The 14,887-nt window shown below is 34.9% G+C and carries 12 protein-coding genes; 4 read left to right on the top strand and 8 right to left on the bottom strand.

What is annotated here, in order from left to right:
- Positions 1-163: 163 nt before the first annotated feature.
- From K0U91_RS08075 to K0U91_RS08055, 5 genes are all read right to left on the bottom strand, one after another.
- Positions 164-2,674 carry an exopolysaccharide transport family protein gene (locus tag K0U91_RS08075; protein ID WP_220179044.1) on the bottom strand — a complete coding sequence of 837 codons (2,511 nt, stop codon included), beginning with the start codon at positions 2,672-2,674 and terminating at the stop codon, positions 164-166.
- Between the two features lie 2 nt (positions 2,675-2,676).
- Positions 2,677-3,519 carry a polysaccharide biosynthesis/export family protein gene (locus tag K0U91_RS08070; protein ID WP_219971742.1) on the bottom strand — a complete coding sequence of 281 codons (843 nt, stop codon included), beginning with the start codon at positions 3,517-3,519 and terminating at the stop codon, positions 2,677-2,679.
- A 33-nt stretch (positions 3,520-3,552) separates the two neighbouring features.
- Positions 3,553-4,683 (bottom strand): glycosyltransferase family 4 protein, encoded by a 1,131-nt coding sequence (locus tag K0U91_RS08065; protein WP_219971741.1) that lies wholly within the window; start codon positions 4,681-4,683, stop codon positions 3,553-3,555.
- A gap of 104 nt (positions 4,684-4,787) precedes the next feature.
- Entirely contained in the window at positions 4,788-5,789 is a 1,002-nt protein-coding gene (locus K0U91_RS08060) for a glycosyltransferase family 2 protein (RefSeq protein WP_220179043.1), read from the bottom strand.
- Positions 5,790-5,792: 3 nt separating this feature from the next.
- Positions 5,793-6,863 carry a formimidoylglutamase gene (locus K0U91_RS08055; protein ID WP_219971739.1) on the bottom strand — a complete coding sequence of 357 codons (1,071 nt, stop codon included), beginning with the start codon at positions 6,861-6,863 and terminating at the stop codon, positions 5,793-5,795.
- Positions 6,864-6,979: 116 nt separating this feature from the next.
- On the opposite strand from K0U91_RS08055, the gene K0U91_RS08050 reads away from it, so the two are divergent.
- Complete coding sequence (locus K0U91_RS08050; RefSeq protein ID WP_220179042.1) at positions 6,980-7,600, top strand: hypothetical protein; 621 nt, start codon at positions 6,980-6,982, stop codon at positions 7,598-7,600.
- 11 nt (positions 7,601-7,611) lie between these two features.
- On the opposite strand, the gene K0U91_RS08045 is transcribed toward K0U91_RS08050, so the two are convergent.
- Complete coding sequence (locus K0U91_RS08045) at positions 7,612-8,694, bottom strand: family 43 glycosylhydrolase (RefSeq protein WP_220179041.1); 1,083 nt, start codon at positions 8,692-8,694, stop codon at positions 7,612-7,614.
- Positions 8,695-8,915: 221 nt separating this feature from the next.
- On the bottom strand, positions 8,916-10,064 hold the full coding sequence (locus K0U91_RS08040) for an alpha/beta hydrolase (protein WP_220179040.1): 1,149 nt from the start codon (positions 10,062-10,064) through the stop codon (positions 8,916-8,918).
- Between the two features lie 610 nt (positions 10,065-10,674).
- On the opposite strand from K0U91_RS08040, the gene K0U91_RS08035 reads away from it, so the two are divergent.
- The 3 genes from K0U91_RS08035 to K0U91_RS08025 all read left to right on the top strand — a co-directional run bounded on the left by K0U91_RS08035 (position 10,675) and on the right by K0U91_RS08025 (position 12,174).
- On the top strand, positions 10,675-11,118 hold the full coding sequence (locus K0U91_RS08035; RefSeq protein WP_219971735.1) for a hypothetical protein: 444 nt from the start codon (positions 10,675-10,677) through the stop codon (positions 11,116-11,118).
- Between the two features lie 65 nt (positions 11,119-11,183).
- A complete protein-coding gene (locus tag K0U91_RS08030; RefSeq protein WP_219971734.1) occupies positions 11,184-11,564 on the top strand; it encodes a hypothetical protein in 381 nt (126 codons plus the stop codon).
- 91 nt (positions 11,565-11,655) lie between these two features.
- Complete coding sequence (locus K0U91_RS08025) at positions 11,656-12,174, top strand: hypothetical protein (RefSeq protein ID WP_220179039.1); 519 nt, start codon at positions 11,656-11,658, stop codon at positions 12,172-12,174.
- Between the two features lie 87 nt (positions 12,175-12,261).
- On the opposite strand, the gene topA is transcribed toward K0U91_RS08025, so the two are convergent.
- A complete protein-coding gene (gene topA, locus K0U91_RS08020; RefSeq protein ID WP_220179038.1) occupies positions 12,262-14,832 on the bottom strand; it encodes a type I DNA topoisomerase in 2,571 nt (856 codons plus the stop codon).
- Positions 14,833-14,887: the final 55 nt, after the last annotated feature.

Genomic DNA, 14,887 nt, shown 5'->3' with positions numbered 1-14,887 from the left:
AAACATTTTTATATTAATGATAACCTTAATGTTTCGTTAAAAATAAACAAAAAAACATAATTTGTTATAAAGTAAACGACAAAGTGCCAAAATTATTCTTTTTTAGTCAGATTCAATTTTGATTACAAACAGTAAACCCTCATGATTTGAGGGTTTAAAATCTCTATTTTTTTCTATCTAAAAATGCTTTTACTAAGTTTCTTATCCTGATAATTAACGGCTCTTTATAATTTTTATCTTCATCGAAGTAACCATAGCCGTAGCCATAACCGTAGCCGTAGCCATAGCCGTAACCATAACCGTAACCATACCCTTGTTTAGCAACATAATCATTATATACAAAGCCAAGTTGTTTGATTTCACCATTATTATATTTCTCGGCAATCATCTTCAGCATGTACTTTTCTGTATATTCATGACGCACTACATACAGATTTGCATCAGAATGTTTCATCAATTCAAATGAATCTGCAACTAATCCTACAGGCGGAGAATCTATAATAATAAAATCGTATCTTGTTTTGAGCTCTTCTATGAATTTAATATTTTTATCACTCATCAAAAGCTCAGATGGATTTGGAGGAATAGGGCCCGATGTAGCCACATCAAGATTAGGAATTGTCGTTTTATTGATGATTGCATCAATGGAAACCTCACCTGTAAGGTAATTTGAAATACCGTTTTTATTATCAATATTAAAATCACCAAATATTTTAGGTTTTCTTAAATCCATTCCAAGCAATATGGTTTTCTTATCGCTTAAGCCTAATACTGATGCCAGATTGATAGATACATACGTTTTTCCTTCGCCACCAACAGATGATGTCACTAATAATACTTTACTTTTATCATCATCATTTGCCAAGAATCTCACATTCGCTCTGATTCCCCTGAAAGCCTCAGATATAGATGATTTTGGATGATTTAAAACGGTAAGCATTTCATCGTTGGGATTGTTACCGACAACTCCAAGCAAAGGAATTTTTGTTACATTCAAAAGCTCTTTAATATTTCTGATTCTGCTGTCTAAAACTGCTCCCAGGAAGATAATTGCAAAAGGAAATGCCAGTGAAGTGGCAATGATACCCATTTTTGTACTTTTTACGTTCGGACCGATAGGACCCTGACCCAGGTTTTTTGCAGGATCGATTACCGAAATATCAGACTGCGTAGTTGCCAATCTCATCTGGCTCTCATTTTGCCGGCTCAGCAAACTATTATAAGTAGCCTCAATCATATTGTAACCCCTTTCAGCATCAAGGTATTTTCTTTGCTTCTCAGGATAAGTAGATAATTCGGAATTTGCATCACCAATCTGCTGATCAATTGTATTGATCTGGCTTGTATAAACTGTATAAATATTTCTCAACGAGCCAGACGAATTCATTTTTGCCTCATTAATCAGCCTGTTAATTTCCCTGATAGGCTCAGAATTTGGAGTGTAAATTGAGGCAAGCTCTCTCTTCTTAAGATATAACGCTTTCAATTCGGAAACGGATGCAGAAAACATTCCGTCATCAAAACCGGCAGCTGAGGGACTAATCATTCTGTCAAAGTTTTGAGTTTCAACAGAGTTTTTGATCCTGTTTAGAGAAATCATTTTACTCAAAAGGTCTGCTTTTCTTGATTCTAATTCCTTGATTTTATTTAAAGATTTTTCGTCTCTGTCTTTAATATCATATAATTTTTCTGAAGTCTTCAGGTAATTGAGAATGGCAGCACTCGAATCGAGCTTTTTTCTCATTTCCTTTAAACTTACTATCAAATACTTTTCTGTATTTTTATCTACGGTATTCTTATCTTCAAACCTTTTTTTCTGCAATTCATTTACAGATTTGTTGAGAAAATTAACGGTACTATTTAGGTTCAGACCTGTTTTAGAAATAATCATTATGCTATTGATTTCCTTATCAAAATCAACTCCTATTGATGAAATAATACTATTTACAGCATCATTTACCGTGCTCAAACTTACAATGATATTTTCAAGTTTTATCCTCGTTGCTACCGGATTGGCAACTATTCTGAATCTTAAATTTGGTGATGTATACCACTCATTTATTTTTAAAATTTTCCCAGCCGGCTTTGCATAATGCGGGATCGTCTGAAAACCTTCAAACTCGTAGTTATAAACGTTAGTAGATTCTCCTTCTTCCGGGAAGGAAACTGCAAAAGAATCACCACCTTTCGGCGTTAAGGTTATAGGATAATTGACTTGCTGCAGATGCTTTTTATCAATTTCTAGAAATACGGGCGAATCATCTTTATCAAGATAGGTTGATTTAATAAGACCTTTTGTTTTATAGTTTACAAAGAGGTTTAGCTCCTGGACCAGAAATTCATTGTGTGATCTGGATAAAAGCATCTTTTTTAAATAAACACCATCCTGATTACCCCCCTGTCCCCAAATAAAGTTAATCGACTGATTGGGCGTAAAATAGCTTGCCGTATTGCTAGAAACACTAAGTGAAAGGTTTGAGGAATAAATATTCTGGGCGTAGTATTTTCCGTAAAACCAAGCAGCCGCATATCCGACACAAAACATCAGTACAAACCAATACCAGTTTCGTAAAAGTTTTCTTAAAAAATGCTCAATATCGAACAAAGCAAAAGTACCTATTCTTTCTTTCTGAGCCACACTTTTATCTACCGTAGCTTCTTTTCCTGGGATCATAATTAAAGGTTTTTAAGGAGTAGATAGATTGATAATGCGGTTGTAATGACCGAAACCCCACTGATGAGAGTCTGTATAGGATCTTTTCCGAATCCGTTTAAACTTCTTCTGTTGGTTGTCAGCAATATTTCATCACCGTTTTGCACATAATAATAGGGAGAGTTCATTACATCCTCGCGGGTAAGGTCTATTTTGGCAATTTTAATACCTTCAGGAAGCTTTCTATGAATTACAATATTTTTCCTGTCAATTGTTCGGTTTAGACCTCCATTGATAGAAATTGCTTCAGTAAGGGTCAATGTATTTTTGTGAGCTACTTTTTCTCCTGTAAGTCCTGTCGTTTCTATATCCCCTAAAATGTAGTAGGTAATTCCGTTAATATTAAGTCTGACTTCAGATTTGCCTTCCTGAAAATTTTCGTTTACTTTATCCTGAATTTCCTGACTTACTTCTTCTATTGTTCTGCCATCTGCTTTGATATAGCCGATGCCAAAAATATTAATATCGCCTTTAGAATCAACTTTCAGTCCGTTAAAATAAATTACAGCGCTACCTCCTGTACCGCTGGTTCCCCCTGTCATTGAGATGGTGCTTCCGCCTCCTGTACCAGAAGTATTTAATGATGAATAAAACTGCGCAGCATCCCCTTTGGGCGTGGTTACAATATTAAGGTTCAGCATATCATTTTTGGTGATTCTGTAAACCGGAATGTTATAAGGTATTAAGCCTTCTTCGTTAATAACAAGACTTTCACTGGGTTGCATATATTTTACATCTTTAGTAGTAATGCAGGATGTTAGGGAGAACGGTAAGATTAAAAAAAATAAATATTTGTAAATTTTCATCGTGATTGAATGTTGTTTTGCAAAAATAGAGATTTAATTATTATTTTTTAACTTATTATCTTTTTGCCTATATATAAAATCTGGAAGATATGCCCCTAAAAACCCTAGTAATAAAACAATTACCAATAGGAGATTGACATTGGTATGCCGCAGACAATAAGCTACTGAAACTATAAATAAGTAATAAACAATAATATAAAAACTTGATCTTCTGTGTGTAAGATTAAGCTTTAAAAGTTTGTGATGTATGTGATTTTTATCTGCCAGAAAAGGAGATTTTTTGTTCCATAATCTTACAAGAATAACATTCAGGGTATCAACTATAGGTAAAATAAGGATCGCCATAGCAATCACAGGTGCCGATTTTAAATGATATCTTGGGATATTTGGGGATTCTTTATCAATAAAAATATCAATAAAACATATGGATGTGAAAGCGAGCAGAAACCCTAAAAGCATAGAGCCAGTATCTCCCATAAATATTTTGGTTGCTCTATAATTTGATAAATTATAATATAAAAAAGCTAAAACAGTACCTATGATTACCACAGATAAGATTACTAAAGGGTAATTATATTCGCCCAGACGATAATAGCTGATCCCAAAGAGAGCACTGCATATCAATGCGTACCCACCGGCAAGCCCATCAATACCATCAATCAGGTTAAATGCATTAATCAATATAATAAATGTAACGATAGTGATGATGATACTTATGAGATAGTTGATCTCGTAAATTGCGAAAATGCCAAAAAGATTTCTTATCCGTATATCTGAACCAATGACAATTAATGCAGAAACGACAATCTGAGCTACCAGTTTTTTATAGGCCCTCATTACCACAATATCATCCATCACGCCTATATACAGCAGAATAATCAACGAAGCAAATAAAAATTTATATATATCAAAGAGTTCGTAAGCTAAAATGGAAGTACAGATTCCGATTGAGTAAAAAATGGCAATTCCGCCAAGGTTTGGTATCTTTCTAAGGTGTGAACTTCTTACCCCGGGTTCATCCATCAGATTTTTCCTTCTGGAAATTTTTATGATGGTGGGGATTGAGATGTAAGTAATGAAAAAAGAAAACAGAAATCCCAGACCTACTTTTACATAAAAAATAGAAATCCCGGATTCATAAAGGAACAATTCAAAATTCTTCATTTTTTTTCTATTAAAATACTTTGTGAGGCATTATTTTGCCCTAAAGTCTTAATAAATCATTTTGCAGATAACTTTCTATCAGAAAACGAATTTTTCACTTGTGTTTATATTAATTTTCTAATCAGCTTTTTCTGTCCTGTAAAAAACAGCAGATAAAAAATCTTTTTTTTCAGTGGCAAATATAAAAGATAATTTTTATCAAAACGACTGTAAAACAATATATCTTTAAAATTGATGTTTCTTTTTTTCATAAAAACCTCAAGTTGATGTGACATTCTGTAAAAAACTGATTCATTTTTTACAAAAGCAAGATAAGCCAGATAACTGTAAACACCCTCCAAAATTTGAAAACTCTTGAGCTCCTTTTCCTTTTCTGCATATTTAGAACTTTTAAAAAAAAATTCTACATCTTCTACTGCGGATAAAATATCAAGACCTTTTTCGGTATGGGTTTTTGAAATTGAATTTGTACGTTCAAGATACTGATAATGAAAATTCTGCGTCTGTGCTAAAGTTTCACATTTCAACAAAAGCTGCGGAATCAGCTGAATATCTTCAAAATGAACCCCTCTTTTGAATCTTTTGCTACTAAAAAGATCTTTTTTAAACAATTTATTACAGGCAAAATAGCTGAGATCAGAAAACACCGAAAAATTATTTCGGAGATCAATCTTTTCGGGCATATTGGGGATCTGTGTCAATCTCTGAATTGTATTTCCATACTCATCAACTTTCTGAATGTTGCAGATCACTATTTCAGCCTGATGTATTAATGCTAAATTCAGCATTTCCTCAAACATCTTTTCCGTAACATAATCATCACTGTCGACGAATCCTATATATTCTCCAGTTGATTGATCAATTCCAAAATTTCTGGCATCACTTAATCCACCGTTTTCTTTATTAAAAGCCTTAATTTTCTCAGGAAATTTCTGAGCGTAATCCTGAATTATTCTTTCAGAATCATCTGTGCTCCCGTCATTGACCACCAAAATTTCAATAGCTTGTAAAGTTTGATTCACCAAAGAGCCGAGACATTTTGCCAGATATTTTTCTACGTTATATACCGGAACAATGACAGAAACTTTTGGAGAAGTATTTATCATAGCCTAGCTTTTTGTAAATCTTGCGCTCAGCCATCCCTTTTTTGCTTCATCAAAATCACTCCTTGAGCAGGGAATACAGTTTTCTATATTTTCATCATCCCCAAAATACCAAAGATTGCTGAATGTATCACGTTTAAAAGCATATTGCCTGTCTTCAATCAAAACATAAAACATTTCGTAATGCCGTTCTCTCGGATGTGAGTGCTGAATATTGATCCCCTCGATCAGGTACCAGATCATCTGTGCTAAAAGCTGATGATTGAGCTGATTTTCAGTATAAATATTATAATTAAATATTCCTACAGACTTTAGATTTTCACTCAGTCCGATTTCCTTCATATAAGCACATATTTCCCTGCGGTTGAGACCGTTTACCTGTGGATTTATCGAAAAAGCATCGTTGAAACTTTCAACAGCATCACAATTTACTGTCACCAAATCGGCTTTTCTGAAAAAAGGCTCTGTTTTTTCCGTGGAATTCATCATTTCTGCCAAACGAACGATGTCAAATTCTACTTCTCTGATCAGTTTTATAGAATCTACTTCGTTCAGATGTTTCTGATATCCAAGATGATGATAATTTTTGACAGACAAACTTTTTGAGCCCAAAATTTTGCTTAAAAATGTATGCTCGTTGATACTTTCATCCTGTTTTAATGAAATAACATTGCTTATTTGAGTATAATTGATGTTTTGCTGATGAAAATTTAATCCTGAAAATAAAGAAAAAGCAAAATCATTAGAACCACCAATAATCACCGGAATGGCTCTCTTAGAATGACAAGCAGACAAAACTTCTTGCAGAATATAGTGTGAATCTTCCACCGATTTCCCTGAAACCAAATCTCCCAGATCAACTACCGGAATCTCAAAATCAAGTTTCGAAAGCTGATAAAATTCTTTTCTGATGGCCGTAAAATCCTGTACCTCAGCTTCTCCGTTTGCTCCTCTGTAATCGGAAACAAAGAGCAAAACAATGCTGTCTTCTTTTATTTCTTTGGTAATCTGATGGCCAATTTGCCAGTTTTCTGTCCTGAAATTTCTCGGTGAAATGATAAAATCTTCAAAATTCATGCTCAAATATGCTAATAATGCTCAAAAATATTAAAATTAAATGAGTATTAATGGTTTGAAAATTAATAAGTAAATTCAAATTGAAAATCTATTCCATTTTGGAATTCTTTATATATTTGAAATTAGCAGAAATTCTACTCAAAATGACATTTAAAACTTTCTTACTCTTCTTTCTATTTTGTTTCTTAAGTTTGTTTTCTCAACTTAAGAAAAATTCATTTGATAAAGAACTTGACAAACTCAATTGCAAAAAAATTAATAAAGTGAATTTAGACGACTTAGCGACATTATATCCTTTCAATTCTTCTTCAAAAATAATATTCACTTCTTACAAAAATCATATACCTGGAATATTGGGAGAAGAATTGACGAAACTTCTTGATGGATTGTCTAACAAAAAAATTGACTCGACTGTTTTGGGCAATTTTAAAGAGTTTATTATTTTAGATAACATTCAAAAATTCAACTTATTAGATCTTATATACAACTACGGATATAATGCCACACCAACAATTCTTGAAGGCACAAAATGCTATTTTCCTCAAAATGCTATTTTATTTGTCGGTTCTGATGAAAAGCTAATAGGTTTTGTAGAGTTATGTTTTGGATGTAGTAAATTTAGAACGAATAATAATAAAATAACATTAGGTGAAGAATGTTCTCAAAAATATAATCTGATGAAACAACTATTTAAAGACAATGGAATACTTTATGGAACCGTGGAAAATGAACTTTAAAATCATTAAATTTATTTCAAAATCTCAAAAACAAATGTCGTAGAAGTTTCAAACATACCACCCTGCGTGGCTCCGAATAAAAATTGAGGTCTTTTTCCATCTTTACTCATCAGAATCATTGGACGTTCAAGCCTTCCGAATCTTTTTAAATGTTTAGGTGGCTCGGATTCCTGAATGTAATGCTTCATTTCCAGATAAGCGATTTCAGGTTTTGTCCATTGCAGTCCGTTTTTTGTTGTTAGATGCAAACCATATTCATGATTGTAAAATCCCATATCACGGGCAACCATATGAAATTTTCCGTTTTCTTTCCATATAAATGCATCTTCTAACTGAGCATTGTTGGGTAATGATGAAAAATCGATTACCGGATTTTCAGAAACTTTTTGGTAAGGCCCCATCGGAGAATCCGCTTTTGCCAGTCCATATTTTCGGTTTCCACGCACGGCTCCTTTTTGGGTTTCATATTCTTCGGTGTTCCAGGATTTGTAAAACAGCCAATATTTACCGTCGTTTCCTTTGACAAATGCTGGATTTGTGGTACAATGATCGTCCCAAGAACCTTCTTTTCCCGGAAGAAGTAGCGGTTGATCCGGTCTTGTCCATTCTCCGTCAAGACTTTTTGAAGTAGCAAGTCCGATTCTTTTGGTATTGGTCTTTCCATTGGAATTTCCCATAAAGAACAAATAATACTGATCTTCCACTTTTTTAATTAACGGATTGTGACAGGTTGTTGCATCCCAAAATTCGCCGCCTCTCGGAGCTAAAATAACTTCTTTATGCTGAAATTTTTCTAAAGGGGAATTGGCTTCCGCACGGCAGATTTCAGAACCGTTGAGCCAGCCGCCCATTCCTTTTTCTTTTTTCCAGCGTGAGTAGAAAAGATGTACTTTACCGTCTTCACCCCAAATCGGCGAAGAACACCAAATGTAATAACCATCCAATTCTAGTGACCTTCCGATAGGTTTTAAATTAAAATAAGGTTGGTCTGAAAAATCAAATGCACGGGTAAATGACGAGCCGACAAACACCGCTGCGATTCCCAAAGCTGAAGTTTGTAAAAAATCTCTGCGTGTGTATTTTGACTGGCTCATTGTATTTGATTTTGAGCTAATTTAGTCGTTGCATAGAAATTGAGTGTCCTGCGCCTTAGGGTTTATTGATTTATTGATTCATAAAGCTTATTTTTAACGCAAAGTCCGCAAAGATTTTTTTAAATACTAACTGTTTTTAAGTTCGCAAAGGCGTTCTACTTAACCAAGATCCCTAAGTTTTTCAAATAAAACAAATCAGAGCTTGAATAATTAAAAGTTTCTCATCTCTTCATCTGCGTCACAGAATAGAAAAATCTCTCAACCGAATACATTGACAACTGACCCGCAGGACCATTTAGGTTATATTCAAAACCATGAGTTCCCCACGGAATAGTGAGCAGATAACTTTTCACATGATGTTTGTCTAATTCTTTTTTCATCATTTCACTTTGGATATGCCAAACGTGAGCATCAAGACAACCATGAGCAAGCAATGTCGGAGTTGTCTTTGAATTGATATGAAACAATGGTGATTCTGCAATGTATCTTTCAGGAACTTCTTCTGGTGTGCCACCGAGAAAATCTCGCTGTACTTCTCTAGAGTCCATAATTAAAGGATTGTCGGGATTTTTATAACTCCAAGGCATATTGATCGCTCCATAAAAAGCAGCAACACCTTTTACCCCATTTTCTTTTCCGGTATACGCCATAGTCAAAACGATGGACGCACCTGCAGATCTTCCCATCAGGACAATATTTGTGGTATCGATTTTCAACTCACTTGCATGTCTTCGAATCCATCTGAATGCAGAATGCAGATCTTCTTGCTGAGCCGGACTGGGAAATCGGGGAGCCAGTCTGTAATTGATGGTTGCCACCTGATAACCGGCATTGGCAAAATAATTATTAGCGGCTGCAATTTCACTGTTGTCACCCCGTTTCCAAGAACCACCATGCACAACGATCAGACACGGACGAACACCTGGAATTGCTGAAGGTGTGAAATTCAAAGTAAGATCAACCCCGGAAGGTTTTGCAAAATGATATGTTTTGAATGGAATCTCTTTTGCGCCATTACCTGTAAACATTTGGAGAAAACTGAAAGGTTTTTCCTGATAAAAGCCTTTCATGTCAGCATGTTTCACTCCAAACGAATTTTCAAGGTCTTCGCTCAAATGGCTTCCCACATTATAGGCACGCACAATTGGCGAACTGAGAATAGCAAATGTAACAACACTGATGACAAGCGATGCTTTCCTGAATTTTTTGGAATACAAGCTCCATAGAAATAAAGCCAATGACACCAGCAAAAAAACCCACGGAAATTCAGGAACGGCAATCCCGACATACCATATGCTCTGGCTTGGTACCGGGAAAAAGTTGACGAGTGAAAGAATGAAAAGGATAATGATGAGAATGAAACGAAGCATAGTTATGGTTTGAAATAACATACGATTAAATCATGCAACTAGTTTTCATTTTTATATTTCAAGTTGTCTTCAACGATCTTAGAAAAATACACCATTATCAATCTAAGATATTTAAGCATATTGCTTTTTTCGAATTTTATTCAAACTGAAAGACATTTATTTTAGAATTTAAAGAAGTGTTAAGTTTACATCATTTGGTTATTAATCAAATACAATTTAAAATTTTAAACAAAAATATAACAATTGTATATTTAAATTTACTAATTTTAATTAATAAACAAATTAAATTCAGACAAATTGATAATTTCTGAAATAGATTAGCAGTTTTGTTGAGATCGCCTCTAAGCGCAAGTAACTTTTTATAAAAAAAATGATTAGGGCTCATCTTCTAAACTAAACTACATTTTAAATATTCACTTTATCAGAACATTGCCAAAAGGTGCACAAACAATGGATAATGATGCTAAAAGCAGGTTTTGAATGCAGTTGATTGGATCGTAATTTTTTTGAGGGGTTATGAATGAAAGGATAATTCGCTCATCAGTTTTTTTGAATAGACGAATTTAAACGATAAAGATTATAGTATCAATCTAATATAAAATCATAAACGATGAACAAATATTTATTTCTGGCTGTCATTTTTACACTGACATTTACAAACGGTCAATCTATTAGCACATCTAATACAAAAGATTCATTAAGTTTAAAAAAGCACAATTCAATAGCTACAAATTGGAAAATTGATTTTGCTCAATACCCAACACCAAATACCGTATTAGTAGATTTAACTGAGGATCATCGCTATCGTATTTCATACGAAAATTCGGTAAGGAAAGATGTTCCCACTATACTAGTTGTGTATTTAAGTAATAAAAAACCAGGGAAAAATACATTTATACTTTCAAAAGGACAAAGTGTAGATATCGAAGGTTATCAAATTTTACTAGAACACCATGTCTATCCACCCAAAAATATAATTTATTGCTATGATGGTTGTGTAACTTGGAAAGACTGTGTATGCGCTTACACAGGGACAATAATGTCTTTGGATTAAATTAAACAATAATAATCGACAAGCCAACCCCGAATTAAAAGTTGGCATAACTTAAATATAAAAACATGTATATCATCCTGAACTTCGATGAAAAAAAATTAATCTTCACAGAACTGAATAGAATTTCTTCTTTTGGTGAGGTTAAGGCACAATTGAGACATTTCAAATCTCAGAATGAAAACATTATCATCCATTATGAAATGGACGAAAATGAATCTGGTGAAGAGGTAAATAAAAAAATTATTAATGTGTTAGAATTAAATGAGGGAAAAGTAACTCATGTAACAAAAGGTGCAACTATTACAAAGATGGAAGACAGACAATGCTGTGGACCAGGAACTTGCTTTTGCGTAATTGCACATGGAACTGTAAAATGTCAGACACAGTTTTGTTCCGTTGACGGATCATGCTCGTGGGTTGATTGTCCCATTCCATGTGGATGCTAAGAATCTTGTGATTTCAATCAGAAGCATCAATTAACTATCATAACGAAAGCTCAACATCGAATTAAATTAAACACCACAAAAATCAGAAAATATGTACACGTGCAAAATTTTAGAAAAACATGGATCGAATCCAAGTCATTATACAGTTGAATGCATTAATGATCTAGGCGCTAAAAAATATTACGCTTTTTCTATGAATGATGACAATTCAGCTATACAATATGCAGAAAACATTCTGAGTGTGAATGATGACATCGAAAATCTGATCACTGATGATATGCTAAATAATTTGACCATTTCAGAATCTTTTAATATGGAGGAATTGCTAGAACCACCACTTAATATAAGCGCTTCATATTTACAAGCAAATCCCAGTGCTTCGGTAAGTCCTCAAATCACAATCACTCAGCCACAAATTCAGATTATTCACTCAACGAACTGTGCTAGTTCTAAGATAACAGGAACCAGTTTATTTAAAGTAGGCGGGGGCGGCTTTTTTTTGCAAAACGGTTTATGGAATGTGACGCCGGGTCTTTATATACATGTAGTACAGGGCAAAATCAACGGAGACAATCATTGTGAAATACGCAGTCAGGTTTATTATAATTAATAAACAATTTTATATCATGTATTCTATAAAACAAAACCCCTTTTGAAAATCATCAAAAGGGGTCTATATATATCAGGTTAAAACGACTTATTTCTTAGCAACTGGCTTTTTAGCAGGAGCTTTCTTTGATGTCGTCGCCTTTTTAGCAGCCGGCTTTTTTGCTGCGGTCTTCTTTTTCTCCGCAAAAGCTTTAGGATCCTGTGCGGTAATCCATTTTTTAACCTCATCAAGAGAAACTTCTTTCAGGTCATCTGCTTCATACTTGGTGTCATCTTTTTTCTTTGGAATTTTGAACATTCCTTTTCCAAATTTGATGAAAGGTCCCCATCTTCCGTTTTCAAGAGAAATTTTCTCTTTCTCCCACTGCTGGATGTATCTGTTGGCTTCTTTTTCTAATTTAGCTTCTACCAGTTCGTTGATGTCGCTTTGAGAAAGATTCTCAAAATCATATCGCTTCGGAACATTGATAAAGATGCTCTGATATTTGATGAAAGGCCCGAATCTTCCGGTGCCTTTAGTAATTGGCTCTCCTTTGAAGTTGGCAATCGGTGCATCGGCTAATTTCTTTTCAGCAATAATTTCCTCTGCACGTTTTTGATCTATAGAAAGCGGATCTTCACCTTTAGGAATACTGATGTACGTTTCACCCCATTTCACATAAGGCCCGAATCTTCCGACACCAATTGTTACCGACTGGTCTTCAAAATCTTTTAATTCAAATGGTAGTTTAAACAACTCTAAAGCATCTTCCAAAGCGATGGTTGCAATATTCTGTCCGGCCATTAATGATGCGAAAATCGGTTTTTCTTCATCATCCTGCTCGCCAATCTGAATCATTGGTCCGAATCTTCCGATTCTTGCATAAATATTCTTTCCTGACTTTGGATCTACACCTAAAAGACGTTCTCCGTTGGCACGATCTGCATTTTCTTCTACATCTTCAATCCTTGGATGGAATTTTGAGTAGAAATCGGTCATCATCTCTTTCCACTTCTGAGCTCCGTTGGCAATTTCATCAAAACTTTCTTCAACTCTTGCTGTAAAACCATAATCAAGAATTTCTGCGAAATTATTGGTTAAAAAATCGTTGACTACTTCACCTATATCGGTAGGAATAAATTTATTTTTATCGCCCCCGAATTTATCTTCAAGAACTTCTTTTTTAATTTTATCTTTCGCTAAAGAAATTCTTACCACCTCACGGGTCTGCGGTTCCAACTCTCTTTTATCTACATACTCACGATTCTGAATCGTCTGAATGGTTGGTGCATAGGTTGACGGACGGCCAATTCCCAATTCTTCTAATTTTCTTACCAAACCTGCTTCGGTATATCTTGCACTCGGTCTGGTAAATTTTTCAGTAGCGGTAATTTTTTTATAGTCTACCACTTCACCTACGGTAACCTTAGGCAATAGTTTTTCGTTGCTTTCTTCGTCGTCTTCTTCGGTTTTCACAATTCCATAAGCTTTAAGGAAACCATCAAAGATGATCACTTCACCTTGTGCCTCAAAATGCTGCGGAAGCTTTGCATTGCCAATTTCAATAACCGTTTTTTCGATTTTGGCATTCGCCATCTGAGAAGCTAAAGTTCTCCTGTAAATCAGCTGATACAATTTACTCAACTGAACATCACTGATAGATTTTACAGAAAAATCTGTCGGACGGATCGCCTCGTGAGCTTCCTGAGCCGATGATGATTTGGTGGTATATTTTCTGGGTGCAGAATATTCTGCGCCGTACTCTGATGTAATTTGCTTTTTAGCACCGTCAATGGCTTCCTGTGAAAGATTTACGGAATCGGTTCTCATGTAGGTAATGAATCCTTCTTCATATAATCTCTGAGCCAAACGCATCGTATTGGTAACATTATAGCCTAATCTTGATGAAGCTTCCTGCTGAAGCGTTGAGGTGGTAAACGGCGCAGAAGCAGAGCGTGTTCCGGGCTTAGTTTCAACATTCAAGACTTTGAACTCTGTGCTTCGTGCTAATTCTAAGAATTTTTCTGCATCTGCTTCTTTTTCGAAATCTTTTTTAAGCTTGGAAGCAATCTCCTGTCCTGCTTTATTCAAGAAAATACCGTCAAGCTTGAAGGTCGCTTTTGGTACAAACTGGCGGATTTCTTTTTCTCTCTCTACTACTAATCTTACTGCAACCGACTGCACTCTTCCTGCTGACAGGCCCGGCTTTACTTTTTTCCAAAGTACCGGTGACATTTCGAAACCTACGATCCTGTCGAGAACTCTTCTTGCCTGTTGGGCATTTACTAGGTTTTGGTCAATATCTCTCGGGTTTTCTATTGCTTTTAGAATTGCATTTTTAGTGATTTCGTGAAAAACAATTCTTTTTCTGTTCTCGGGTTTCAATTTTAATTCATCTGCCAAATGCCATGCGATAGCTTCACCTTCACGGTCTTCATCGGAAGCGAGCCAAACCATCTCAGCTTTCTTTACGGCAGATTTTAATTCTGTGACCAGCTTTTTTTTGTCGGCGGAAACTTCGTAATCCGGACTGAAAGTGGCAAGGTCAATCCCCATTCCCTTTTTTGGAAGATCACGGATGTGCCCGAAGCTCGATTTGACTTCAAAATCCTTCCCTAAATATTTCTGAATAGTTTTTGCTTTTGCCGGAGACTCGACGATTACTAAATTTTTCGACATTCTCTAAATTTTTGCAAAAGTAAAGCTTTTTTATTAGATGAATTTTTCAGTCATC

Source organism: Chryseobacterium sp. LJ668, assembly GCF_019613955.1.
Taxonomy (GTDB): Bacteria; Bacteroidota; Bacteroidia; order Flavobacteriales; family Weeksellaceae; genus Chryseobacterium.
This window is presented reverse-complemented; position numbering and strand designations above follow the sequence as displayed.